The following is a 24,786-nucleotide window of genomic DNA, read 5'->3' as shown; positions in this document are numbered from 1 at the left end:
ACGATTCTGAATCTATATTTGTCGAAAATCGAACAGTACTACTTTATGAAAAATTCCATTAAACTTTTAGCTATCCTTTTTATTTTTTGTCTCTCATGTTCAACAGACAGTAACAATGAAGAAGACATGAACGATCCTACCGATCCAACTCCTAACACAACTGCTTTATTAAAAAGAACAGTATCACAAGATGATAGCGGTGACGATTATATTGTCAACTATACTTATAACGGAAATAAACTAGTGAGTTTTAATGAATCAGATACTTTTAACGCAACGTATACCTATTCAAATGATTTATTGGTAAGAGAAGATGCCTACATTGGAAGCGTTCAAGAATCCTATACCATTCTTGAATATGATACCAACAATGTATTGACCCAATATACTGTGTACTTCACAGGAGGTTCTAATTCTGCTATTAGAAACGAGATTTCATACTTACCAAACAATCAAATTAGCACGAAATCATACAGTGGCGATTTTACAACACAAACTGTGTATAATTATGAAAACATAGATACCTTTTCTAATGGAAATTGGACAAAAAGATATTTTGTAGATTATGGTGACGAAGAAGTATATATATACGATACAAAAAACGGAACATTCAAAAACATGCATCAAGGTGATATTTTTCAACTTCTAGGCGAACCAGGACAAGGATCAACTAACAATCCTACAGATTTTGATACTGGCGAAACACGATTGGAATACACATATAATACGAACGATTATCCCGTAAGTTCTTTAGGGTATGAGGAAGGAAATAGCGTTCCTGTAATCTCTACACAATATTTTTACGAATAGTTAGTCAGGTTCCCAAACCGAAAAAGCACGCCAATTGGCGTGCTTTTTCACTATCAATCATGAAAAAAAAAGCAGTACTTACTCTACTACCAAAGTGTATTGAGGTGTGGGATTTAGGGGGCAAAAGTATACATAAGTTCCTTTTGTAAGTGTTACTTCTTTTGAATGTCCTTTGGTGTCATTCTTTACAACTTCCGTTACATACGCGTTTTTAATATGGTTTGCAGCATCTGTTTTTCCTTTTGGTGCCAATACAAATCCTACGTCATGTCCAACGCCTGTATTTGAGATTTCAAAAACATATGTTCCTTCTGAAAGTGTAATTGATTTCTGTGTAAATTCTCCTTTTGTTTGCTCTAAAGAAACCGTTTTCACGTCTTTCTTCATCATTTTATTTTGTGCTTGCGTAGTCATTGAAAATCCTACGAATACTACTAATATTGTGAGTATGTTTTTCATTGTATTTTGTTTTTTAATCCTGAACTTATCAGGGTCTTGAGTATATATATAGTTTAAATTTATGCGTGAAAATAGCGTTCAGCTGTTATTTTACCATCTTTCCATTTTGTTCTGTTCACTTGCTCAAACCTGTGATGTTGTCCGTCATTTGTTTTGAATTCCATGATCGCTTCATAATAAGAAGTATCTCCCGAAATTGCATAATGCAAAATGTCGTATCGGATAAACTCAGTCACCGTAGCAAGCAATTCCACTTCTGCAGCAATGCAGACATCTTTTCCAACTTTAGGTGTTCCGTTTGCTTCTTGCAACACAACATCGTCTATTAAGTATTTTTCCATTGCTTCTAAAAACTGTCCTTTTCCTAAAAGATCTTTTAAATCGAGCAGTGCATTTTCTATTTGATTGTTCATGGTTTTATGTTTTTTAAATGAAATAATTATACGTTTACTGTAAATTTTCCTGCTTCTACTGATGGAAAGTCTACTTCTGTTTCTGCGATGTGATTTACATAATTTGTCAACGTGTTTGAAACTACATTCAATACGATTTCTAAAATATCGCCGTCGTTATAACCTGCTGCTTTTGCTGCTGTAATTTCCTCACCAGATACTTGTCCTCTATTTTTTGTGATACTTTGCGCAAATTGTAAACCAGCCTGAATTTTTGCACTGTCTGACAATCCTTGACGATTTAATTCTGTTTGCTCGTCTGTCAAACCGTTCATTTTTCCAATAGCTGTATGCGCTGACAAACAGTAGTTACATTCGTTTTCTTCTGCGATTGCTAAGGCTAATTGCTCTCTGAATTTGTTGCTAAAATTTCCACTAGCGGTCAATTCGCCTAAACTTAAATACGTTTGTAATGTTGCGGGAGAATTTCCAAATACTTTAATAAGGTTTGGAATAAATCCTAATTTCTTTTGTACTGCATCAAATAATTCTTTTGATTTTCCTGTCGTTGTTTCTGGGTTTAATGTTTCAATTCGTGTGTTCATAATTTCTGTTTTTTTAGTATTAATTTGATTTTTTATTCCTGCGCAGGCAGGAATCTATTGTTTTGTGTTTGTTTTTAATTTTTGCATTCGCACAATTGTCTTTCTGAATATTGCTCTTCGTATTCTTGATATCCCCAGCAATTTGGGCAAACTGTGTTTTGTGTATTTTTCATAATTCTTTGGTTTTCATTTCGACTTCACTCAGTATAAATTCATTTTAAATATTTAGTTGCTGAGCGTTGCCGAAGCGTTGATTTCTAATTACAGTACAAAGATGCGCCGTTAACACATGCCAAGAAATGGACAAAAGTTCCTAAGAGTTGGACAAAAGGGTTTTGGACTTGAAATAGTTAGATTTTTAGACGCGCTGCGCTTATAGATTGCTGGATTATTAGATGAAACATACGTCAAGCTGAACTTGATTCAGCTTCTCATAAGAGTGAGTTTTTTGTGTGATTCTGAGTCAAGCTCAGAATGACGCAGCAAATGTATTCGCAGCAAAAAGAGAAAGTTCTAGGATTTCAATCAAAAGTGAAGCATTTCCAAGAAGTCTAACAAATCTAAAAATCCAATAAGTCTAAAAAGTCCAAACAAGTCCAACAATCGAAGAAGTCTACTTCTTATACTCAGCTTTAAAAGAAAGTGGCGATTTCTCAATCGCTTTGGTGAAGAAACGTGTAAAATATGCTGGATCGTTGAAACCTAAGTCAAACGCAATTTCCTTGACGGATTGCTCCGAATACAACAATTGGCGTTTGGCTTCTAGGATAATTCTATTTTTAATAAAATCACTTGGCGTCGTTGTTCCGAGTTTTTGAAAGTGCTTGGAAATAGATTTTGGTGAAATGCCCAATCGATCTGCATACGCAGAAACCGAATGTAATTTTTTAAAGTTTTGCTCCACCAAAACACTAAAATCTTTATATAATTTAGTTTCGGTTTCTTCTTTCACCACAAAATTTGCTGTCTTCACACGCACCGAATGAATAATGAATTGCTTCAAGTAACTTTGCAACATATCATACTGACCTGAATTTTCATTATTAAATTCTTCGATCAAGTCTTCTAACAACAAACTCAAACGCAGAATATCTTTCGGTTTTGGAATCACAAAAGGTGTATCGTATACATTATTAAACAGGACACCATTACACGAAATTTCTTTATCATGTGTTTGAATGCAATAAAAATCACGTTTAAACGAAAGTTTATAAGCTTCTTTAATTTTCTCAGAACTTACTGAAAAGACTTGTCCTGGCGACAAAAAGAAAATAATATTTCCATCAAAGGTATATTCTTCAAAATCGATATAATACGTTCCTTTTCCTTCTTTAATCCAATAAATCGTATACGAATCTACTTGTTCAGGTTTATTAACCACGCATGCTTTTTCAAACTGCACAACGCTGAGCGAAAATGTATCTTGATAGGTATAAGTAGAAATATCTTGAACTGCCATTTGTAAATTTATCTATTCGATTTGTGTTTAGTCGTAAAAAGTGAAATTACTTAATCTTTCCTCTGAAATAAAACCAACACCACAAACGTCAAAATCGCTGGTAAAACCCACCCAAAATCATGAGTTCCTAACGGAATGATTTCGCGGAACGTAACCAAAGAAGCATTTGTTGGAAAGAAATGTGCCAACATGTCTAAAATTCCAAATAGAAACGTGATTAAAACCACCGCTCTAAAAACTAAAGGTGTTGCATGTTTTTCGGGAGCAATGTTTAAAAAGATCAACACAATTGATATTGGATAGATGAATTTTAATACTGGAATTGCAATGACTATGATATCATGAAAGTCCAATTGTCCGACAATAATTCCTATCAAACACGCGATAATTGCTGTAATTATATACGCGTTTTTTGAATCGTTAAACAATCCTTTGAAGTAATCAGCCGTTCCTGTGGTGATTCCGACAGCAGTCGTAAAACACGCCAATGCAACCAAAACGCTCAGAAAAGCGGTTCCGATATTTCCTAAAGTTGCCAAACTGATTCCACGCAGTAAAGTCGCACGTTTCATATCGCCACTCATAGCTGCGTCAATTTGAATTTCATTGCTGAAGTAAGAACCAAGTATAATCAAACCAGCATAAATAGAAAACAATCCGAATCCGGCAATCCAACCCGATTTCGCAATAAGTTTTTTCTTTTCTTCAAACGAATCATGTCCTTTTAAGTTCAACGAAATAATAATAACGCCACCGATGACAATCGCGCCAATGGCGTCAAAAGTTTGGTAACCTTCTTTTAATCCATCAAATAAAGGTGTTGTAAATGAAGAAGGATTTACCGCTTCATGCGGCATAAACAATCCAATACTAATAATCGCCAAGAGAATTAATACAATTAATGGCGTTAAGAATTTTCCAATGAAATTTAAAATTTTTGAACGATTCAACACAAAAACCAACACGAGCGCAAAATAAATACTACTTGTCAATAATGCACTGGTGCCAAAGTTGGGAAAAATAGAAATTTCGTGTGTTGCTGCGGCTGTTCGTGGTGACGGAATCGACACAGAAATCGCGTATATGATAATGCAAAATACACTACTAAATAACGGCGAAACCTTCTTCCCAAAATCAAACATAGAACCTTGCAATCGCGCATGCGCTAAGATTCCAAATATTGGAATGACAACTGCCGTAATCATGAATCCGAGCGTCACCCAATGCCATTGATCGGTTGCTTGATAGCCTAATAATGGCGGTAATAGTAAATTCCCCGCCCCAAAAAACATAGAAAATAAGGCAAAAGCGGTGACAAAGAGTTCTTTATTTTTTGACATGTATCGTTTTTTTAATTCCAGCAAGTATCAAGCTGATGATAACGTATAGAATAGCGAGAATAATATTGATAAATTTTATGGTAGCTGTCGCAAACGCAAGTGTAGACCAATGAGATTGCAAGTCTCCATAGAATAGTTGTAGTAATGCAAAATTTTCAACTGCGTCCAAAAAAGCAGCGAAAATGACCATTTTTATCATAATGATTCCAAGTCGATATCCTAAACTTTCAGGCTGTTTCCAAACAATTCGCGCAACCCGATGAATAATTAAACATAAAAGAAGTGCGTACGCAATCATAAAAATATAATCGAACCATAAACTCCATTCCGCAGAAAGCATGGCACCTTCTGTTGCTTGCCAAGAAGTCAATATTTTGGTGGAACAATCGAGCGTTTTTGCCAATTCAAACGAAATAATTCCTAAAGGTGCAACCTCATTTTTGAGTAACGTATCAAAATGAACCATACAACTTGCTGCTAGTAAAAAGATTAGCACTGCCAAGAGCAATAATTTCTTTTCGGAAGCATTGGAAAGTTTTTGAAAAACTGAAGTAAACATTTTGGGTTTCTGTTTTATAGCTAACGAAAGATACATATTTTTGCGAGATGCAACAGTTTGTGACCTATAAAAATATAGAAATTGCCTACTCGGTTTCTGGACAAGGAAATGCGTTGGTATTATTACACGGTTTTTTAGAAACGAGTACGATGTGGGAATCATACATCGAGCTATTTTCTAAGACACACAAAGTCATTACGATCGATTTGTTAGGTCATGGACATACGGAATGTATCGGATATATTCACACGATGGAAGAAATAGCAGAATCTGTTTTTGCCGTAATAAAAGCGTTGCGCTTGCGCAAAATTCACTTGGCGGGTCATTCTATGGGCGGTTATGTAGCACTGGCTTTCGCCGAAATGTACCCAGATTATATAAAAGGTTTATGTTTGATTAATTCTACGACAAGAGCCGATAGTGCGGAACGAAAGGTCAATCGTGATCGTGCCATTATTGCTGTAAAGCACAATCATACACAATTTATACGAATTGCAATTTCAAATTTATTCAGACCAAAAAACCGTAAAATCTTCGCAGAAACCATCAAAGAAGTCAAAAAAGAAGCGTTGACAATTTCATTACAAGGAATTGTGGCTGCGTTGGAAGGCATGAAAATAAGGGAAGACCGTGAAATTTTATTGCACTTTTCGCCCTATAAAAAAATGATGATTATTGGCAAACGCGATCCAATTTTAGCCTACGAAGCATTAATCGATCAAACAAAAAATTCGGAAGTTGACGTTCGTATTTTTCCAGACGGACACATGAGTCATATTGAAAACAAAGACGAATTGATCTTTGCGCTTCGTGATTTTGTGAGAAATTAGTTTGGCGAAAGCGAAAATTACTCCAAAAAAAGCTATCTGTCATTCAAAATGATTTCTAAGTAAGAAAATACATTTTATATTTTAAAGAAATTAAAATTAACAACGAAAGAATTGATTTTTCACTTTACCATTCAACTTTAGAAAAAGTGCTATTCGTCTAAAAAATGCATCTTTTCATCGGATAAATAATTTCAGTTTTGTATATTCGAAGTGCCCAAAACAAACTATTTAACCTACTTATCGCAATGGATACAAATCACATCAAAACTACTTTCTCCATCGGAAAATTGTACTGCAACATTTTCGGACATCGCTACAGAGTTACTAAACAAATTACATCACACGTAAATGAATATCAATGCATGTTATGCAATTGTGAAGCTACAAATGATGACAAAGGAGGAATTACTTCATTGACACCTCAACTAAAAGATATCAATGAAACTTTAATTTCTTTCCACAAAAAGAAAAATCACGCTTACTAAACTTCGTGTTCAACGTTTTAAGTTCTGAATTTAGAATTATTCCTGCTCATCCATTGCATTCCAACCTTGTGCTTTTAACGGAATCTTTGTATTAGCTCTTGTCACCAAGTGAATTCCTTCGCGCGCTTCTGTTATGTGACCAATGATAGAAAAATTTGGATTTGCTTTTATTTTTGGAAAATCTTCTTGACGAACGGTGAATAGCAATTCGTAATCTTCGCCGCCACTCAACGCCACCATTGTGCTGTCTATATTAAATTCTTCACAAGTAGAAATCACTTGCGGATCTAACGGAATTTTATCTTCGTATAAATTACATCCAACTTTCGACTGTTTACATAAATGCATAATTTCGGAAGACAAACCATCGCTAATGTCAATCATAGAGGTAGGTTTCACATCTAAATCGTGCAGTAATTTTGAAATATCTTTTCGAGCTTCTGGTTTCAACTGTCGCTCAATAATATAAGTATACATATCCAAATCTGGCTGATTGTTCGGATTGACTTCAAACACCGATTTTTCACGCTGTAATACTTTCAATCCTAAAAATGCACCACCAACATCGCCCGTTACGACTAATAAATCGTTTTCTTTGGCACCATTTCGATAGGTAATATTTTCTTCTTCTACTTCTCCAATCGCGGTAACGCTAATTAACAATCCTTTCGTAGAGGAAGTTGTATCACCACCAACAACATCCACTTTATAAACCTCAGCAGCCATTTGAATTCCTTTGTACAATTCTTCCAACGCTTCTAATGGAAAACGATTTGAAACTGCAATGGAAACCGTGACTTGCGTTGCAGTTGCATTCATTGCGTATATATCTGAAAGATTCACTACAATAGCTTTGTAACCTAAGTGTTTTAGCGGCATATAACTCAAATCGAAATGTACACCTTCTACCAATAAATCTGTAGAAACTACTATTTTTTTCGATTTAAAATCTAGCACTGCGGCATCATCTCCAATTCCTTTCACCGTAGAAGGCTGCGTACACTTTAGGTTGGCTGTCAAATGATCAATCAATCCAAATTCACCCAAACTCGCTAAAGATGTTCGTTGTTCTCCCTTGTCTTTTAACATGCTGCAGTAGTATTTATTTAAGTTTAAATTGTATTTTAGTCACAGTTTTTAAGCCTCGACTATTTGAAAACGCAAAATTAGCCAAAAAAATGACACATATTGCACGAAACCTACGCTTTATCCAAGCGCTCTTTTCCTTTGATGTGTCACGAATACAGATAGTTTCTTTATATATGAGTCTTTTCAATAGTTATTTTTACATTCATAAAAAAAATCTTGTAGCTATTCAGTACGCTAATTCAGCGAAAACCATATTCCAATTTTAACAATTAATTGAACATGAAAAAATACACACATATTTTAACGGCAGTAGTTGCTATAGCATTATTTAGCGCATGCGCAAATGATGACGACGCACCAATCACAGTAGGACAAACTCCAAATTCCATTGCGTTTCCAAATGCAGTTCTTTGCGAAAATGGCCTAGCAGGACAATATTCATGTGATGGTTATGATTTAATGAGCACGATGCCACTAAGCATTTTTGGTGCGTCTAAAGGAAATGATTCTTGGGGTTGGACAGATCCGCAAACCGGAAAAGAATATGTACTTATGGGAACAGATGAAAATACTTCTTTTGTAGATATCACAAATCCAACAGATCCTATTTATTTAGGAAAACTTCCCACAGCAACAGTTGCAAGTTCATGGAGAGATGTTAAAGTATACAACAATCATGCGTTTGTTGTAAGTGAAGCGCCAGGTCATGGAATGCAAGTATTTGATTTAACACGTTTGCGAAACGTAACAAATGCACCAGAAATATTTACTGCGGATGCATGGTATGATGGTTTTGGAAGCGCGCACAATATTGTCATTAATGAAACAAGCGGTTTTGCGTATGCAGTTGGCGCTATGACTTTAGATGATTCTACTTTTTCTTTTAGCGGAGGTCCACATTTTGTAAACATTCAAAACCCTACAAATCCTGTGGCAGCTGGCGGATATCCTAATGATGCGTATTCACACGATGCACAAGTTGTAACGTATAACGGACCCGACACAGAACATATTGGAAAAGAATTACTAATCGGAAGTAATACAAACGAAGTTGTAATTGTCGATATATCTGATAAAAACAATCCAATTCAGTTATCAACAATTGCATATACGGATATCGGTTATACACATCAAGGTTGGTTTACGGAAGATCAGCGTTATTTTATTGTAGGCGATGAACTAGACGAAATAAATACCGGATTCAACTCGCGAAGCATTGTGTTTGATTTTCAAGATTTAGACAATCCTTCAGTAAAAATGTCATACACAGGCCCAACAACGGCGATTGATCATAACGGATATGCAAAAGGCGATACATTTTTCTTGGCAAATTATACGGCTGGTGTTCGCATATTAGATATTTCAAATATTGACGGAAACCTAATTGAGGAAATAGGCTTTTTTGATACATTTCCAACAGGTGACCAAGCTATATTTAGTGGTGCTTGGAATATATATCCGTATTTTGAAAGTGGAAATATTGTAGTAAGCGATATCAATTCTGGCTTATTTATCATTCGAAAAAGTACAGATTAATTCATGAGAAGAAATCACACATATTTTAAATTAATTGCAGCGTTCATATTCGCTCTTGTCGTTAGTTGTGCATCAGATGATGGAACTTCTGGAGAAACGACAAATCCTCCTATAACTGGTTTTCAAGGTGAAATTGAATGGCTGAAAACACTTGGCGGTTCGCAAGAAGATACCGCGCAAGATATTGCCATGACGTCCGATGGCGGGTATGCAATTGTCGGTTTTACCGAAAGTATTAATGGTGATATTACCGACCATGCTTCCGAGCAAAATGATTATTGGGTGGCTCGTTTAGATGCTGACGGTAATTTACTTTGGAACAAAACATACGGTGGCACTGCAGACGATCGTGGAGAAGCGATCAAAGCTACCGCTGATGGCGGATTTGTCATTACTGGATATAGTAGAAGTAGCGACGAAGATGTAACTGTAAACAGTGGTTTTTACGATCAATGGATAGTAAAATTGGACGCAACTGGAAACATTCAATGGGAAAAAAGTTTGGGTTTCTCTGGAAGCGATCAAGCCTACGATATTTTACAAACAAGTGATGGCGGTTATTTTACCACCGGATTTTTAGACATTACAGCATCTGGCGGACTCGGAAGTTTTGGCAGACCCACTAGTGATGGAAGTTTTGCAAATGCAAAACATGGTGTTGGCGAATATTGGTGTCATAAGTTAGACGCAAGCGGAACAATTATTTGGAGTCGCTATTTTGGCGGCACTAACAACGATCGATCGTATAGTACATTAGAAACAAACGACAACAATTTTATTATTGCAGGTGCTTCGGAAAGTGATGATTTTGACATTACAAATAGCAAAGGAAGTTATGATTTTTGGGTGGTAAAACTGAGCAATACTGGCGATCTTATCTGGCAGCAATCGTATGGTGGTACAGGAATTGAAATTGGCTATGATATTGCAAAAACTACAGACGGAAATTACATTGTAGTTGGTGACACACGAAGTTCTGACGGCGATGTTTCCAATCCAAAAGGTTCTGCTGATTTTTGGGTGATTAAAGTAAGTGATACAGATGGCGCACTGATTTGGGAACGCACATACGGTGGAAGTGATTTTGAATCGGCACGAGCAATTACTCCATTACAAGATGGTGGATTTGCCATTGTTGGAAGTGCAAAAAGCAATAATGCAGATGTAAATTCAAATTATGGTCAAAATGATTTTTGGGTGATTAAAATTAATGATGCTGGAAATTTACTTTGGGAGAAAAATTTTGGCGGTTCACAAATCGATATTGCATACGGAATTATAGAAACAACCGATGAAAAACTAGTCGTAGCAGGAAATACACAAAGTTCTGACGGCGATATTAGCCTCAATAAAGGCATTAAAGATGCATTGCTTATCAAAATAAAATAGTGATGAAAAAAATAGCATATATATTCTTAGTTACATTATTAATTGTAGTATCATCGTGTAAAGACGATACTGATCCGATTGAAACTTCTGCGGCAACAATTACGTTTGACAATCGTGTTTCGGCAAATGAAGACTTAAATTTAGGGAACACAACATTCGTCAATCAAAACGATGAAACCATTTTGACAACTGAGTTAAAATATATCATTTCAAATATTGCATTGATTCAAGATAACGGAACCGTTTTCGAATACCCAAAAGAGGATTCTTATTTTATCATTAACGAAGAAGATCCGAGTAGTTTAGACTTGAATCTTACTGGAATTCCTATTGGAAATTATACACAAATTGCGTTTGGTATTGGCGTAGATCAATCTAAATATCCATTAGATGGCGGCGTGTTAAATTTTATACCACAAGCAGAAGAAGCTGGCATGTTATGGAATTGGGCTGCAGGTTATAAATTCATCAAATTTGAAGGTGTATTTACACCGCAAGGTGGCACCGAAAGTCCTTTTGCAATTCATGTGGGAAGTCATGGAGTCAATTTAGACAATTATAAATTTGTCACACTTCCGCTAACATCATCCATTACAATTACCACTGGAAATACGGCTTCCGTAGCTGTTCAAGCGTATGTAGCAAACATTATTGACGCAACGCATCAAATGAAATTAGAAGATGTAAGCGACATTCAAGTCGATCCTGTAAACGCTCCAAAAATTGCTAAAAATTTAGAAAGCGTATTTAGTGCGCAATAAACTGCATAAGAAACTTTTCTTTCAGCGCACATTTATATAAAAAATCCTGTCTTTGTAAACATCCACAATCATTAAAATTTATGAGTAAACCGTTTGAAAACTTTGACTTTTCAACATTTTGGGACAATGACGAATATGCATTAGAATCTTATGTTAGCGAATCTCCAAGTGATGAATTAATACTATCAATTGAAAATGAATTAGGGTATAAACTTCCTAAATCATACATTGAAATGATGAAAGTTCAAAATGGCGGAACTCCTGTCAATTTTTGTTTTCCAACAGATGAATCTACGTCTTGGTCAAAAGATCATGTCCAAATTTCAGGAATTTTCGGAATTGGTCGTGAAAAAGAGTATTCACTAGCAGGAGACTTAGGAAGTCAATTCATGATCGATAATTGGGGCTATCCAACTATTGGAATTTGTATTTGCGATTGTCCTTCTGCGGGACATGATATGATTATGCTCGATTATAGAAAGTGTGGTAAAGACGGAGAGCCTGAAGTTGTGCATGTTGATCAAGAATATGATTATACAATTACATTTCTTGCAAAGAATTTTGAAGCTTTTATTCGTGGTTTGGTAGATTACGATGAATACGACACTTCTGAAGAAGATTTAGTAAATCAATTAGAAGCCTTAGAAACTGCACGATTTTCAACGATATTGACGCAATTCTTTCAATCGACTCAAACAAAAGATTTTGAAAAAATATTGAGAACTATTATCATTAAACTCACAAAAGAAAAAGGCTATTTTTCATTGCATGATGATCCGCTCTCCTATTTAATATATGATACTTTATTTTACTTATATACCAAGAATAAAAAAGTTTCTTCTGCAAGTAAATATGTTGAAAAAGCATATCCAAAGATGATTGTTTTTACAGATCGAGGAATAAATACGGGCGGCTACGCACCTAGCTTTATCAGTACTTGGTTGGATGAAAAAATAGCAAATCAAGACATCACAAAAAAGTTTTTTAAAGGGCTAAAATTCACTACGGAATATGAACATACAATACTCGAAAGATTAAAACCGTACGAATAATAAGTTTAAAAAGTAATGACAGGCATTTGCAAATGTGCTGTACAACAATATTGACAATTGAAAATAATCACATCATAAATACTACATCTTGTAGTATACGATGTGTAACATAATCCTTATTTTTAAGGAAACTAACCGTTTCCTTCGTGAAAAAAATTATCGCAAGTATTGTTTGTGTCTTGAGCTGTTTTGTAGTACAAGCGCAATATTGGACAACCCAACATTTTAATGTAGAAAATGGTTTGCCTGATAATTATGTGTTTGCTTTTGAAAAATTTCAAGAGGAAATCTACGTTGCAACCGATGGCGGTTTGGTTACTTTTGACGGAATTGATTGTAAAATTCTCAACAAAAAAGAAATTCGGTATCCAGTTTCATTACTCAACGCCAAAGATAGTATTTTATATATTGGATCTTGGCTCGATGGAATAATAGCAAAAAACAATAAGAAGCTTAAAAACATATATCCTTTCCGCATTAATCGAATTCTAAAAAACAAAGATAAAAGTCTGATTTACAATACGTACCAGCGAATTTCGTTTTTAGCACTTAATGAACGCTCTCAAATTGACACTTTGATTGAACTTGATAGTATTAATACTACTAGACGACTCGCTATTGACAATTCAGCTATTTATTTAAGTGAACATAAAACAATCTCACAATACAATTGGAAAGGCAAAAAAGAACGTGAATTTAATCACGGATTTACTTCTGATGTTGAAGCCATCAACAGTATTGATGGATTTATTTTTTACAGCGATAATGAAGGGAACTTATCTTGGTCACCAAAGCTCAATCCTACGCAAAAAACAACCCATCATTTTGAAAAACCGTATACAATAAAATGTATCAAATCGTATAAAAAACAACAAATTTTAGTACAGTTTAACCATCGCGCGGAACGCAACAGCATTTACCTTATTACCTTTGACGAAACCTATTCTAAAATCATCAATATGGACGCTATTTTGACCATAAAAAATGGTATTAGTGATATTTTTGTAGATCAAGAAACGATTTATATTGCGGTGTATGGCGATGGGTTTTACAAACTATTTCCTTCCATCATTAAATCATATCACAAAACAGCTTATCAAATTCCAGTTCCTAAATTTAGCTTTGAAAATACCGCTGGGAATATGGTTTTTGCCACAGAAAATGTTTCCTATACACTTCAGGAAAAAGATACCTTTATCCAACAAAAAAACCCATTTCGATTTAATACAGTTTTTGAATTTGGAGGCAAACGCTATTTTTCTTCTCATGAAAATTTATACAATGACTCTTTAAAAATAATAAACGATTCAAGAGTTGATAACATATTATTTGCCAAAGCGAAAGATACTTTATTGTATTCAAAATACTGGCTAAGTCGCAATCACAATGGCGAATGCGAAGATATTTATTGTATTGAATACAATTATAATGATAAGAAAGTCAACACGGGCATTTTTTTTAAAAATAAAGTGTATTTGGGAACGCAAAATGGAATTCGAAAATTCATCAAAAATGAAGTAGATGTTTGGGAACGCACCGAAGATTCCATATTACAAAAAAACTTTCAACAACGGGTTATTCGTTCTTTTTCAATCCATAAAAATCAACTCTTAATTACCACTCCGTATGAAGCATATAAGTACGACGAAACCAACATTTCGCCATTACTTTTTACCGAAGAAGACATTTATATTAATGCAACTTTTGTAGATGCACAAAATCGTATTTACTTTGGTACAAATAAAGGTTTTTGGGTACTAACGGATAATTATAAATATCATTTTAACACAAAAAACGGCACCAATTCGGATAATATATATTCTTTTTATCAAGATCGAAAAGGAATTATTTGGATAATTTCAGGAAACGGAATTATGGAGTTCAATCCTGCTTTGCTTGATATTACATTGCCACCAAAAATTGAAATTGATCAAAAAAATATTCAAAACGATCACGCATTACTTCACTTTAAAAGTAGCACACGACATTTTCCAGAAGCCGTTCTTTTTGAATATAAAATAAACAATACCGATTGGAGAAAACTTCAGCACAAGCAACTTGAAATGAGCAGCTTAAAACCAGGTGATTATACCGTTTCTTTTCGTGGAAAGCATATCAATAGCGAATGGTCTATTCCGGAGACATTTCAGTTTAATATATCACCCAAATGGTATCAAATTACCGTGATCAAAATTTTTATATTTGGAATCATCACCTTCTTATTATTTGGGTTTTTATGGTATCGCTTACGCGTGATTAAACGCAGAAATGAAATTTTATCTAACGAAATCAACAAACGCATATTTTTTGAGCATAAAGTAGAAAACTTACGGGAAGAAATTGCGCGCGACTTTCATGATGAAATTGGAAATAATATTGCTTCTGTCATTGGTTTGTCAAACAATTTAAAACACAGCGAAAAAGTTCCTTCGCCCAAAATTGACAAAATTGCTTCGCTTTCCAAAGAAATTTATCACACAGCAAAAGATTTTGTTTGGTCACTCAATCCAAAAAATAACAATATTGAAAGTTTGTGTAAATATCTCCGTGATTATGGCGAAAATTTCTTTGACCTTTTTGACGAAATTGACTTTCTATATCTCGAAATAGACATCATTCCAATTGACATTTCATACGTAAAAAGCAGAAACATCATTTTGGCGTATAAAGAAATATTGGCAAACATTATCAATCATTCACAAGCAACAAAAGTAGTTTTTAAAACCTATTTAGACGGACATTTATTTACCATTCAAATTCAAGATAATGGAATTGGTTTTGACAATAGTTCATCAACCAGTGGAAACGGATTGAAAAATATTAAAAAACGCATGGAAATGATCAATGCTGAAATGGACATTGAAAAAGTAGCAGGTGTTTTTTACACATTTACCTTAGATTTAAAAGAAGAATTTTATAACACAGAAGAATTATGAAAAAATATATTTCTATCATTGAAGACAATACAATTTTCAGAGAAAACATTGCCGCATACATTCAACAACTAGACGGTTATTTTTTATTAGGTGCTTATGGAAGTTTTGAAGCAGCTTTGGAAGATTTTAAAACAGGAAATCATCCAGATATTGTATTAATGGACATCGGATTACCTGGCATCAATGGAATTAACGGGACAAAAATAATAAAACAACAATTTCCAAAAACCGAACTGATTATCGTAACCGTTTTTGAAGATAGTAATATGGTTTTTGAAGCGCTAAAAGCGGGCGCTTGTGGGTATTTAACGAAAAGTTTAGGATTGCCAGAACTCAACAAAGCCTTGAGCGATTTAGAAAAAGGTGGTGCTCCAATGAGCAATAATATTGCGAAAATGGTCGTAGAATCTTTTCAATTAAATCATCAGGATAATACTTTATCTAAACGCGAAAAAGAAGTTTTAACGCTTCTTGCCAAAGGAAAAACATACAGCACCATTGCGGAAGAATTGTTTATTTCTAAAACGACGGTTCGCACACACATTCGGAACATTTATCAAAAACTACATGTCAACTCAAAAGCAGAAGCCATACAACTTGCTAACGAGAAAAAGATGATTTAAAAAAACTCACAGTGCAACTATAAACCTAAAACTGATCTGTTACAACTGTGAGTATTTCTAAGGCAAAACCATAAGTTTAGCAATACCAAGAATCACAATTCGCGCATTGTGTTTGTGTTCTTTCTGTAGGACATACGCTTAATCGTGACTCTTTACAAGTAGGGCCACCAATAGTACTTCCTACAACTCCACCTAAAACTTGATCTGTTGTCAAATTAGAGACTAATTGTTTCTTCAAGTTTAATCCTGTTTTAAAATTTTGTTTTTTCATAATTTCTATGTTTTAATGTTTAACCCAAAAGTAGCTACTACTTAGAAGCGTTTAATCCTGCAAACTGTATGATTCTTTCAAAAAATTACTCAAATCAGTAAAAAACGGCGTAAAATGTTAAGTTTCTTGTTTGATCATCACACATTTGATACCTTAGCGATAGCTATGAAATATTACAAATGAAATTTAAGTATTACGCATATATCTTACTGATTTGCTTACTTGCTTCCTGCAAAAACGAACCGTATGAAGAAATTCCTGCGCAAGAAGCTGGCGAGTTTAGCAACGTGCGTCTTGAATTTAATGTGCCTTCAAATTTTCCACCTTTAGTATATGATGTAGAAGGAAATGCGCCAACAGAAACAGGTTTTGAACTCGGAAGACGTTTATTTTATGAAGGTCGTATGGCGTCAGATAATGTGGTTGCTTGCGGGTTTTGTCACATTCAAGAATTTGCATTTACACATCACACACATATTATCAGTCACGGAGTCGATGGCGCGTTGGGAAACCGAAATGCACAACCGCTTCACAATTTGGCGTTTCAGAACGAATTTACGTGGGACGGCGCAGCAATTCATCTCGATTTACAACCGATTATCCCCATTACGAACGAACTAGAAATGAATGAAACGTTCACCAATGTCATTGCCAAACTCGAAGCGCATCCTGATTATCCGCGTTTGTTTCGCGAAGCATTTGAAAATGGAGAAATCAACTCAGAAAATATACTAAAAGCACTGTCACAATTCATGATTATGATGGTGACTTCCAATAGCAAATACGACAAATTTCGTCGCAACGAAGGAAACGTAACCTTAACGGCAAACGAAACGCAAGGCATGGAATTATTCAGTCAAAAATGTGCTTCCTGTCATGCAACAGATTTATTTACTGATCAATCATATCGCAACAATGGTTTGGCAATTAACCCTGAATATAACGATATCGGACGCGCACGTGTTACGGGGCTTCCGGGAGATAATTACAAATTTAAAGTTCCCAATCTCCGCAACATTGAAGTTACCTTTCCGTACATGCACGACGGACGTTTTACAAGTTTAGAGCAAGTTTTAGAACATTACCGAACTGGAATCAACGACACAGAAAACGTAGACGAATCTTTACGTCAAACCGATGGAACACTTGGAATTCCAATGACCGACGACGAAAAAGCACGCATTATTGATTTCCTCAAAACACTCACAGACGCAGATTTCATCTTTGACAATCGATTTTCGGAGTTTTAAAAATATAATTTGGGCGCATCGCCAACAAAAAAGTTGCCGTCGGGGGCTATACGCCTACATCCAGATAATGTATTAGAACTTCGTAATGAAGGTTTGAACTATTAAGAATACGAGTGTTTTCTTAATTTTTGCATAGCAATGCTATGGTTAAATTAAAAAACGCAGCAAAGCGTTCGTATTTGAAGTAGTTCAAATACGTAATAGATTTTCTAATGCATTATCTGGATTTGATTCCTCGCTGCGCTGCGGGATTTTCACTGCTATCCTTTGTGCGGTTTCAAAAAACAGAATCTACAACTGAAATTTCATTTTGATTTTAGAGAATATTCTTATAACTTTAACAATATCATCACGTTAAATGCTTAAAAGCGAAAGAAATCATTGAATTAAAATTCAAATAAAGGATTTAGTTTGACGGGAAATTTTACGAATAAATCAAGAAATAAAAACACCATCAATAAACTCTATGGCAAAATATGTTATATAAATGTTAGGTTTCTTCTAAAAAAGCGGCAAATAACCTATCTTTGCATATTAAATAAACCCTACTAAAAAATGATAACAGTTTCAGACACAGCCCGTAAAAAAGTAGTTGAACTTATGACTGATGATGGTTTTAACGCTACAAACGATTACATTCGTGTAGGCGTAAAAAGTGGTGGATGTTCCGGACTATCATACGATCTTACGTTTGACAAAAACAAAGCAGAAGAAGATAAAGTATTTGAAGACAATGGTGTAAAAATTATTGTAGACAAAAAAAGCTTCTTGTATCTCGTAGGAACTACCTTAGAATATTCTGGAGGATTAAACGGAAGTGGATTCGTTTTTAACAACCCAAATGCACAACGTACGTGTGGTTGTGGAGAATCGTTCTCCTTATAATTCAAGGTTTAAAGTTTTAAGTTCAAGGTTAGATTCGTATGGCAACTATAAAACAGTTTGAAGATTTAGAAATTTGGAAACTAGCTCGAAAACTTTGTCAAGATATCTTTGAAATTGCAAAACAAAGCGATTTAAAAACCGATTATAAACTTTACAATCAAATCAATGCTTCTTCAGGTTCCATTATGGACAATATTGCAGAAGGATTTGAACGAAATGGAAATAGAGAATTTATACAATTCTTATCAATAGCAAAAGCTTCTTGTGGCGAAACAAGATCGCAGTTATATAGAATTGTAGATAGAAAATATATTACAAGTGAAACATTAAAAACAGCAACACTTGTTTTGAGTAAAAAAATTAGCGCATTTATAAATTATTTGTCAAAAAGTGAAATGAAAGGAAGCAAATACAAGAGTAAGCAACCTTAAATATTGAACTTTAAACTTTGAACAAAAAAGAAAGAATGAGTAAGTATACTGAAGAAGAATTACAAAAAGAGCTCGAAACCAAAGAGTACGAGTACGGATTTTATACAGACATTGAAAGTGACACATTTCCTATTGGTCTTAATGAAGATATTGTAAGAGCTATTTCGAAAAAGAAAAATGAGCCACAATGGATGACTGATTGGCGTTTGGAAGCATTCAGAGTTTGGTCGGAAATGGAAGAACCTGAATGGGCAAATGTACACTATACTAAACCCGATTTTCAAGCGATTTCTTATTATTCAGCTCCAAAACAAGCAGATCCAAATAAAACTATGGATGATGTGGATCCTGAGTTGTTGGAAATGTATAGAAAACTTGGAATTTCTATTGATGAACAAAAAAAACTACAAGGTGTTGCCATTGATATCGTAGTAGATTCAGTTTCGGTTGCTACTACATTCAAAAAGACCTTGGCAGAAAAAGGAATTATCTTCTGCCCTATTTCGGAAGCCATTCAAGAGCATCCAGAATTGGTTAAAAAATACATGGGAACTATTGTTCCTACCAAAGACAACTTCTACGCGGCGTTAAATTCGGCGGTTTTTACAGATGGTTCATTTTGTTACATTCCAAAAGGCGTTCGTTGTCCGATGGAATTATCAACCTATTTCCGAATCAATCAAGCAGGAACTGGTCAGTTTGAACGTACACTTCTTATTGCTGACGAAGGAAGCTATGTAAGCTACTTAGAAGGTTGTACAGCACCATCACGTGATGAAAACCAATTGCATGCAGCAGTTGTAGAACTCATTGCTATGGATGATGCAGAAATTAAATATTCTACTGTGCAAAACTGGTATCCTGGAAATGCAGAAGGAAAAGGTGGCGTTTTTAACTTTGTGACCAAAAGAGGATTGTGCGAAAAAGGCGCAAAAATATCTTGGACACAAGTAGAAACAGGTTCAGCTGTTACATGGAAATATCCAAGTTGTATCTTAAAAGGTGATTATTCAATTGGAGAATTTTACTCAATTGCTGTCACAAACAATCATCAACAAGCTGATACAGGAACGAAGATGATTCATCTTGGAAAAAACACTAGAAGTACCATTATTTCTAAAGGTATTTCTGCTGGAAAGTCGCAAAACAGTTATAGAGGTTTAGTGCAAATTGCTTCTAAAGCAGAAAATGCACGTAACTTTTCACAGTGTGATTCACTCTTGATGGGAAATCAATGTGGCGCACACACGTTTCCATACATTGAAGTAAAAAATAAATCTGCACAAATAGAACACGAAGCAACCACTAGTAAAATTGGAGAAGATCAAATTTTCTATTGCAACCAACGTGGAATTGATACCGAAAAAGCAATTGCGTTAATTGTAAATGGTTTCAGTAAAGACGTATTGAACAAGTTGCCAATGGAATTTGCTGTGGAAGCACAAAAATTATTAGAAATTTCATTAGAAGGATCCGTTGGATAATAAATCACAAAACAAAACACCACAAAACATGAGAAAAATTTATTTCGTATTCGCATTATGCGTATTGACACTAAGTTGTAAAAACGACTCCAAATCAACCGAAACAGTTACAGAAACTGCTTCACAGTACGAAACGTTTTCGGGTATGTTTTTATACTTAGAAAGTGAAAAAGCAGCCGTTTTTCAAGCCGCTGGAGATCAAATGTACGGAGTCGTTGTGGACGATCAGATGTTTGCACTTAACGAAAAGTGTAAAGTATATAAAAAACAAGATCACGACATGGTTCCTGTGGTTATCAAAGGTCTCAAGAAAGTAAATACAATTGAAAATGCTTGGCCAGAAATCATCGAAGTAAAAGAAATCATTTCTGTACAAGAGCCACGTAATGGTGAAGATGGTACTATTATCATCAAAAACAATCAATAATTCGTTTTAAAAAAATATAATAAGCATTAGAATGTTACACATAAAAAATCTACACGCAGGTATTGAAGATAAGGGAATTCTTAAAGGAATCAACCTTGAAGTAAACGCAGGAGAAGTACATGCAATCATGGGACCAAACGGATCAGGAAAAAGTACCTTATCTGCTGTAATTGCAGGAAAAGAAGAATATGAAGTTACCGATGGAGAAATCTTTTTAAATGGTGAAAATATTGAAGAATTAGGTCCAGAAGAACGCGCACATCAAGGTGTTTTTCTATCGTTTCAGTATCCTGTAGAAATTCCTGGAGTTTCTGTGACAAACTTTGTAAAAACAGCGATCAACGAAACCCGTAAAGCACAAGGTTTAGAAGATATGCCAGCAAGCGAAATGTTAAAGAAAATTCGCGAGAAAGCTGAATTGTTAGAGATTGATAGAAAATTCCTTTCTCGTTCATTAAATGAAGGATTTTCTGGTGGAGAAAAGAAACGTAACGAAATTTTCCAAATGGCAATGCTAGAACCAAAATTAGCCATCTTAGATGAAACTGATTCTGGTTTGGATATTGATGCGTTGCGAATTGTTGCAAATGGTGTAAATAAATTACGAAGTAAAGACAACGCCGTAATCATCATTACACACTACCAACGTTTGTTAGATTATATCGAACCTGATTTTGTACACGTTTTACACGATGGAAAAATTGTAAAATCGGGCACGAAAGCATTAGCCTTAGAATTAGAAGAAAAAGGATACGACTGGATCAAGCAAGAAGCGACAATTTAAAAATCGATTACAAAAGAAATAGATGGAGTTAAAAGATAAATTATTGTCATCCTTTATGGTTTTTGAAGATCGTGTAAACGATGAATCTAAAAACCTACATGGAATCAGGAATGAAGCCATTAAAACGTTTCAGGAAAAAGGGTTTCCTTCAAAAAAAGATGAAGACTGGAAATATACTTCACTCAATGCTTTATTAAAGCACGATTATAGTATTTCTCCACAACAAGAAACAGCAATCGAATTTAAAGAAGTTAAAAAATATTTTATTCACGATATTGATACGTATAAAATTGTATTTATCGATGGAAAATATAGTTCTTTCCTTTCGGAAACTACACATGACGGAATTGATGTGTGTCTAATGAGCGCTGCATTGAGCATGCCTAAGTATAAAATCATTATTGATTCGTATTATAACAAAGCTGCAAAAGCGGATCATAGTTTAACGTCGTTAAATACAGCGTTTGCTTCGGAAGGTGCATACATTCACATTCCAAAAAACAAAGTAGTAGAAAAACCAATTCAAATCATTCACTTTTCTACTGGAAATGAAACTTCTCTGATGCTGCAACCACGAAATTTAATCGTAGTTGATGAAAATTCACATGTACAAATCATTGAGCGTCATCAAAGTTTGACATCAAATGTTGTATTGACAAATTCGGTCACTGAAATTTTCGCAAACAAGCGTGCTATTATTGATTATTATAAGATTCAAAATGACAATCAAGATGCGTCTTTGATCGACAATACTTATATTTCTCAAAAGCAAAGCAGTCACGCTTCTGTACATACATTTTCGTTTGGTGGAAAGTTAGTTCGTAACAATTTACAATTCTTCCAAAAAGGAGAACATATTGATTCTACCATGAAAGGAATTACCATCATTGGTGATAAGCAACATGTAGATCACAACACATTGGTACATCATATTGAACCAAATTGTGAAAGTCACCAAGATTACAAAGGTATTTTTGCTGATCGTTCTACGGGAGTTTTCAACGGAAAAGTTGTGGTGGAAAAGGAAGCACAAAAGACAAATGCATTCCAGGCAAATAATAATATTTTAGTAGACGATAAAGCAACTATTAACACTAAACCTCAACTAGAAATTTTTGCAGATGATGTAAAATGTTCGCACGGTTGTACCATTGGTCAGTTAGATAAAGATGCTTTATTTTATATGCGTTCACGCGGAATTCCTAAGAAAGAGGCCAAAGCATTACTAACCTACGCTTTTGCGAATAACGTTTTAGAAAGTGTGAAGATAAACGCTCTTAAATCCCGAATCAATAAATTAATCGCTCAAAAATTAGGCGTTAATTTAGGATTCGATTTATAAAAAAGGAAAGACAAGAAATTAAAATCCCGAAGCAAACGCTTTGGGATTTTTTTGTGGAATATATCTGAAAAATGTTATCTCTACTCAATTGCCGTAGTAATTTCACTTAGAAATTTATTGAAATCCATTCCATCGCTACCGACCAATCCAAAACGTACAATTACTAAATCTTTTGATGGAATAATGTATACGCGTTGTCCTTGATATCCGTTTGCCGAATACATATCTTTTGGCACATCTGGATGATATCCGCCAGCATTTAACCAAAAGTGCGCTCCATAACGTCCATCAGATGTTGGTGTTGGTTTCGTCACATAATCTACCCAAGAATCATCAAATATTTGTGTGCCGTTCCAATTACCTCTATGTAAGTAGAGCAATCCAAATTTTGCCCAATCGCGTGCATTTGCCCAAGCATACGACGAACCTACATAATTTCCTTCCATATCAGCTTCAATTAACATGGAGTGCATTCCTATTTTATCAATGAAGTCAACATACGGATAATTTAAGTAGTCTTGATGCCTGCTAAATTGCTTTCGCAAGATCCCTGAAAGTAAGTTAGAAGTTCCAGAAGAATAATACCAAGTTTCGTTTGGGGTACCAACCAATGGTTTTTCTGCTTGCGATTTTGTCATGTCTTTGTCCAAAAACAACATTTTAGTCACATCTGATATTTTACCGTAATCTTCTTCCCATTCCAAACCACTATTCATTTGTAGTAAATTGTGAATGGTTATTTGGTTGCGCTCATCATTTTCCCAAGCTTCAACTGGAGCTTTGTCCCAAACATTAATTTTTCCTTGATATTGTAGTACTCCAAACATGGTACTTAACAAACTTTTGGTCATAGACCAGCCTAATATTCTAGAATCTTTGTTAAAACCAGTTGCGTATTGTTCTGCCAGTATTTGATCTTTATAAATGACTAAAACTGCGCGTGTTTTTTTGACATCTTCTCCGTTTTCTTTCGCGAAAGCGTAATTGACAGCATTATTAATCTTATCGTAATCAACATTTGAAAATATAGTATCTTTTTGCTTCATACTTCCATAAGGATATGAAGACATTCGTGCAATATTTGTTCGGTATGGTACTGGCGTTTCTTGTAATATATCGTAGTCATCATCAATAAGTACACTTCCCAAGCCTTTTCGGTAAACTGCGGTTCGTTCCATAAATCCAAACACAGATGCTGATGCAGATTTTTTGAATTCATCAACGACATCTTCAGCGATGTTTATAGGTCCAAAATTGTTGTCCGTCGCATCTGTAAATTCCACAGTCCTTTCCGCGACAAAGACAGACGAACTCATATTTTTTGCGGAATATCCAGAGATAATATTTAAACGCGAATAATTAAAGGCGACAACAACGGCAAGAATTACAATAAGTACTAAAGCTATTTTTAAGACTTTTTTCATCTGTTTATTTTTATGTATGAATCCTCTCAGATGGAATTCACCTATAATCACACGGTTACTATCAACCAATGATTATGGTTCATTTCATGGTTCCTGAATTTTGATACTCAAATATATTAAAATGAAAGTTAGTTTCTTGTTTTCGCGGTGTTTTTCCTTATAA

Annotated in this window: 25 protein-coding genes; 16 read left to right on the top strand and 9 right to left on the bottom strand. The window is 34.7% G+C overall.

Features of this window, described 5'->3' with window-relative positions; translation table 11 throughout:
* Nucleotides 1–45 precede the first annotated feature (45 nt).
* Nucleotides 46–810 carry a hypothetical protein gene (locus H2O64_RS06985; protein WP_187561450.1) on the top strand — a complete coding sequence of 255 codons (765 nt, stop codon included), beginning with the start codon at nt 46–48 and terminating at the stop codon, nt 808–810.
* A gap of 78 nt (nt 811–888) precedes the next feature.
* Here the strand turns inward: H2O64_RS06985 and H2O64_RS06980 are convergent, their stop codons facing one another.
* The 6 genes from H2O64_RS06980 to H2O64_RS06955 all read right to left on the bottom strand — a co-directional run bounded on the left by H2O64_RS06980 (nt 889) and on the right by H2O64_RS06955 (nt 5,624).
* Nucleotides 889–1,269: a plastocyanin/azurin family copper-binding protein gene (locus H2O64_RS06980; RefSeq protein WP_187561449.1), complete on the bottom strand. Its 381-nt coding sequence runs from the start codon at nt 1,267–1,269 to the stop codon at nt 889–891.
* Nucleotides 1,270–1,328: 59 nt separating this feature from the next.
* Nucleotides 1,329–1,682 (bottom strand): nuclear transport factor 2-like protein, encoded by a 354-nt coding sequence (locus tag H2O64_RS06975; protein WP_187561448.1) that lies wholly within the window; start codon nt 1,680–1,682, stop codon nt 1,329–1,331.
* Between the two features lie 26 nt (nt 1,683–1,708).
* On the bottom strand, nt 1,709–2,266 hold the full coding sequence (locus tag H2O64_RS06970) for a carboxymuconolactone decarboxylase family protein (protein WP_187561447.1): 558 nt from the start codon (nt 2,264–2,266) through the stop codon (nt 1,709–1,711).
* 613 nt (nt 2,267–2,879) lie between these two features.
* A complete protein-coding gene (locus H2O64_RS06965) occupies nt 2,880–3,725 on the bottom strand; it encodes an AraC family transcriptional regulator (RefSeq protein WP_187561446.1) in 846 nt (281 codons plus the stop codon).
* A gap of 50 nt (nt 3,726–3,775) precedes the next feature.
* The gene (gene brnQ / locus H2O64_RS06960; protein ID WP_187561445.1) at nt 3,776–5,065 is read right to left on the bottom strand and encodes a branched-chain amino acid transport system II carrier protein; all 1,290 of its coding nucleotides are present in this window, start codon (nt 5,063–5,065) and stop codon (nt 3,776–3,778) included.
* Nucleotides 5,052–5,624, bottom strand: a complete 573-nt coding sequence (locus H2O64_RS06955) for a hypothetical protein (RefSeq protein WP_187561444.1) — start codon at nt 5,622–5,624, stop codon at nt 5,052–5,054. The genes brnQ and H2O64_RS06955 overlap by 14 nt, the downstream gene beginning before the upstream one ends.
* Before the next feature lie 47 nt (nt 5,625–5,671).
* Here H2O64_RS06955 and H2O64_RS06950 point away from each other — a divergent pair, with 47 nt between their 5' ends.
* Together H2O64_RS06950 and H2O64_RS06945 are read left to right on the top strand one after the other, a co-directional pair.
* Entirely contained in the window at nt 5,672–6,454 is a 783-nt protein-coding gene (locus H2O64_RS06950; RefSeq protein ID WP_187561443.1) for an alpha/beta fold hydrolase, read from the top strand.
* A 245-nt stretch (nt 6,455–6,699) separates the two neighbouring features.
* Nucleotides 6,700–6,939 (top strand): hypothetical protein, encoded by a 240-nt coding sequence (locus H2O64_RS06945; protein ID WP_187561442.1) that lies wholly within the window; start codon nt 6,700–6,702, stop codon nt 6,937–6,939.
* Between the two features lie 36 nt (nt 6,940–6,975).
* On the opposite strand, the gene thiL is transcribed toward H2O64_RS06945, so the two are convergent.
* Nucleotides 6,976–8,028: a thiamine-phosphate kinase gene (gene thiL, locus H2O64_RS06940; protein ID WP_187561441.1), complete on the bottom strand. Its 1,053-nt coding sequence runs from the start codon at nt 8,026–8,028 to the stop codon at nt 6,976–6,978.
* A gap of 279 nt (nt 8,029–8,307) precedes the next feature.
* On the opposite strand from thiL, the gene H2O64_RS06935 reads away from it, so the two are divergent.
* From H2O64_RS06935 to H2O64_RS06910, 6 genes are all read left to right on the top strand, one after another.
* Complete coding sequence (locus tag H2O64_RS06935; RefSeq protein ID WP_187561440.1) at nt 8,308–9,564, top strand: choice-of-anchor B family protein; 1,257 nt, start codon at nt 8,308–8,310, stop codon at nt 9,562–9,564.
* Nucleotides 9,565–9,567: 3 nt separating this feature from the next.
* Nucleotides 9,568–10,953, top strand: a complete 1,386-nt coding sequence (locus H2O64_RS06930) for a hypothetical protein (RefSeq protein ID WP_187561439.1) — start codon at nt 9,568–9,570, stop codon at nt 10,951–10,953.
* Between the two features lie 2 nt (nt 10,954–10,955).
* Nucleotides 10,956–11,714 (top strand): MbnP family protein, encoded by a 759-nt coding sequence (locus H2O64_RS06925; protein WP_187561438.1) that lies wholly within the window; start codon nt 10,956–10,958, stop codon nt 11,712–11,714.
* An 80-nt stretch (nt 11,715–11,794) separates the two neighbouring features.
* Nucleotides 11,795–12,766 carry an SMI1/KNR4 family protein gene (locus H2O64_RS06920; protein ID WP_187561437.1) on the top strand — a complete coding sequence of 324 codons (972 nt, stop codon included), beginning with the start codon at nt 11,795–11,797 and terminating at the stop codon, nt 12,764–12,766.
* A gap of 146 nt (nt 12,767–12,912) precedes the next feature.
* The gene (locus H2O64_RS06915; protein WP_187561436.1) at nt 12,913–15,702 is read left to right on the top strand and encodes a sensor histidine kinase; all 2,790 of its coding nucleotides are present in this window, start codon (nt 12,913–12,915) and stop codon (nt 15,700–15,702) included.
* Entirely contained in the window at nt 15,699–16,325 is a 627-nt protein-coding gene (locus H2O64_RS06910) for a response regulator transcription factor (protein ID WP_187561435.1), read from the top strand. Before H2O64_RS06915 ends, H2O64_RS06910 begins: the two co-directional genes overlap by 4 nt.
* Nucleotides 16,326–16,401: 76 nt before the next feature.
* Here H2O64_RS06910 and H2O64_RS06905 read toward each other — a convergent pair whose 3' ends face one another.
* Nucleotides 16,402–16,596 carry a hypothetical protein gene (locus H2O64_RS06905; protein ID WP_187561434.1) on the bottom strand — a complete coding sequence of 65 codons (195 nt, stop codon included), beginning with the start codon at nt 16,594–16,596 and terminating at the stop codon, nt 16,402–16,404.
* A gap of 179 nt (nt 16,597–16,775) precedes the next feature.
* Between H2O64_RS06905 and H2O64_RS06900 the strand changes: the two genes are divergently transcribed.
* From H2O64_RS06900 to sufD, 7 genes are all read left to right on the top strand, one after another.
* Complete coding sequence (locus tag H2O64_RS06900; protein WP_187561433.1) at nt 16,776–17,846, top strand: cytochrome-c peroxidase; 1,071 nt, start codon at nt 16,776–16,778, stop codon at nt 17,844–17,846.
* 555 nt (nt 17,847–18,401) lie between these two features.
* Nucleotides 18,402–18,731: a HesB/IscA family protein gene (locus tag H2O64_RS06895; RefSeq protein WP_187561432.1), complete on the top strand. Its 330-nt coding sequence runs from the start codon at nt 18,402–18,404 to the stop codon at nt 18,729–18,731.
* Between the two features lie 38 nt (nt 18,732–18,769).
* Nucleotides 18,770–19,162 carry a four helix bundle protein gene (locus H2O64_RS06890; protein WP_187561431.1) on the top strand — a complete coding sequence of 131 codons (393 nt, stop codon included), beginning with the start codon at nt 18,770–18,772 and terminating at the stop codon, nt 19,160–19,162.
* A 35-nt stretch (nt 19,163–19,197) separates the two neighbouring features.
* On the top strand, nt 19,198–20,646 hold the full coding sequence (sufB, locus tag H2O64_RS06885) for a Fe-S cluster assembly protein SufB (protein WP_187561430.1): 1,449 nt from the start codon (nt 19,198–19,200) through the stop codon (nt 20,644–20,646).
* A 28-nt stretch (nt 20,647–20,674) separates the two neighbouring features.
* On the top strand, nt 20,675–21,073 hold the full coding sequence (locus H2O64_RS06880) for a hypothetical protein (protein WP_187561429.1): 399 nt from the start codon (nt 20,675–20,677) through the stop codon (nt 21,071–21,073).
* 31 nt (nt 21,074–21,104) lie between these two features.
* Nucleotides 21,105–21,857, top strand: coding sequence for a Fe-S cluster assembly ATPase SufC (gene sufC, locus H2O64_RS06875; RefSeq protein ID WP_187561428.1), 753 nt, complete (start codon nt 21,105–21,107; stop codon nt 21,855–21,857).
* 22 nt (nt 21,858–21,879) lie between these two features.
* Entirely contained in the window at nt 21,880–23,199 is a 1,320-nt protein-coding gene (sufD, locus tag H2O64_RS06870; RefSeq protein WP_187561427.1) for a Fe-S cluster assembly protein SufD, read from the top strand.
* A gap of 80 nt (nt 23,200–23,279) precedes the next feature.
* On the opposite strand, the gene H2O64_RS06865 is transcribed toward sufD, so the two are convergent.
* A complete protein-coding gene (locus H2O64_RS06865; RefSeq protein ID WP_187561426.1) occupies nt 23,280–24,623 on the bottom strand; it encodes a serine hydrolase domain-containing protein in 1,344 nt (447 codons plus the stop codon).
* Nucleotides 24,624–24,786: the final 163 nt, after the last annotated feature.

This window comes from Kordia aestuariivivens (assembly GCF_014397005.1).
In the GTDB taxonomy this organism is placed as follows: Bacteria; Bacteroidota; Bacteroidia; order Flavobacteriales; family Flavobacteriaceae; genus Kordia; species Kordia aestuariivivens.
The sequence above is the reverse complement of the archived record's forward strand: the minus strand, read 5'-3'. Positions and strand labels throughout refer to the sequence as shown.

Coding starts and splice junctions, on each gene's coding strand:
- H2O64_RS06985 (WP_187561450.1), top strand. CDS start 46: ATGAAAAATTCCATTAAACTTTTAGCTATCCTTTTTATTTTTTGTCTC.
- H2O64_RS06980 (WP_187561449.1), bottom strand. CDS start 1,269: ATGAAAAACATACTCACAATATTAGTAGTATTCGTAGGATTTTCAATG.
- H2O64_RS06975 (WP_187561448.1), bottom strand. CDS start 1,682: ATGAACAATCAAATAGAAAATGCACTGCTCGATTTAAAAGATCTTTTA.
- H2O64_RS06970 (WP_187561447.1), bottom strand. CDS start 2,266: ATGAACACACGAATTGAAACATTAAACCCAGAAACAACGACAGGAAAA.
- H2O64_RS06965 (WP_187561446.1), bottom strand. CDS start 3,725: ATGGCAGTTCAAGATATTTCTACTTATACCTATCAAGATACATTTTCG.
- brnQ (WP_187561445.1), bottom strand. CDS start 5,065: ATGTCAAAAAATAAAGAACTCTTTGTCACCGCTTTTGCCTTATTTTCT.
- H2O64_RS06955 (WP_187561444.1), bottom strand. CDS start 5,624: ATGTTTACTTCAGTTTTTCAAAAACTTTCCAATGCTTCCGAAAAGAAA.
- H2O64_RS06950 (WP_187561443.1), top strand. CDS start 5,672: ATGCAACAGTTTGTGACCTATAAAAATATAGAAATTGCCTACTCGGTT.
- H2O64_RS06945 (WP_187561442.1), top strand. CDS start 6,700: ATGGATACAAATCACATCAAAACTACTTTCTCCATCGGAAAATTGTAC.
- thiL (WP_187561441.1), bottom strand. CDS start 8,028: ATGTTAAAAGACAAGGGAGAACAACGAACATCTTTAGCGAGTTTGGGT.
- H2O64_RS06935 (WP_187561440.1), top strand. CDS start 8,308: ATGAAAAAATACACACATATTTTAACGGCAGTAGTTGCTATAGCATTA.
- H2O64_RS06930 (WP_187561439.1), top strand. CDS start 9,568: ATGAGAAGAAATCACACATATTTTAAATTAATTGCAGCGTTCATATTC.
- H2O64_RS06925 (WP_187561438.1), top strand. CDS start 10,956: ATGAAAAAAATAGCATATATATTCTTAGTTACATTATTAATTGTAGTA.
- H2O64_RS06920 (WP_187561437.1), top strand. CDS start 11,795: ATGAGTAAACCGTTTGAAAACTTTGACTTTTCAACATTTTGGGACAAT.
- H2O64_RS06910 (WP_187561435.1), top strand. CDS start 15,699: ATGAAAAAATATATTTCTATCATTGAAGACAATACAATTTTCAGAGAA.
- H2O64_RS06905 (WP_187561434.1), bottom strand. CDS start 16,596: ATGAAAAAACAAAATTTTAAAACAGGATTAAACTTGAAGAAACAATTA.
- H2O64_RS06900 (WP_187561433.1), top strand. CDS start 16,776: ATGAAATTTAAGTATTACGCATATATCTTACTGATTTGCTTACTTGCT.
- H2O64_RS06895 (WP_187561432.1), top strand. CDS start 18,402: ATGATAACAGTTTCAGACACAGCCCGTAAAAAAGTAGTTGAACTTATG.
- H2O64_RS06890 (WP_187561431.1), top strand. CDS start 18,770: ATGGCAACTATAAAACAGTTTGAAGATTTAGAAATTTGGAAACTAGCT.
- sufB (WP_187561430.1), top strand. CDS start 19,198: ATGAGTAAGTATACTGAAGAAGAATTACAAAAAGAGCTCGAAACCAAA.
- H2O64_RS06880 (WP_187561429.1), top strand. CDS start 20,675: ATGAGAAAAATTTATTTCGTATTCGCATTATGCGTATTGACACTAAGT.
- sufC (WP_187561428.1), top strand. CDS start 21,105: ATGTTACACATAAAAAATCTACACGCAGGTATTGAAGATAAGGGAATT.
- sufD (WP_187561427.1), top strand. CDS start 21,880: ATGGAGTTAAAAGATAAATTATTGTCATCCTTTATGGTTTTTGAAGAT.
- H2O64_RS06865 (WP_187561426.1), bottom strand. CDS start 24,623: ATGAAAAAAGTCTTAAAAATAGCTTTAGTACTTATTGTAATTCTTGCC.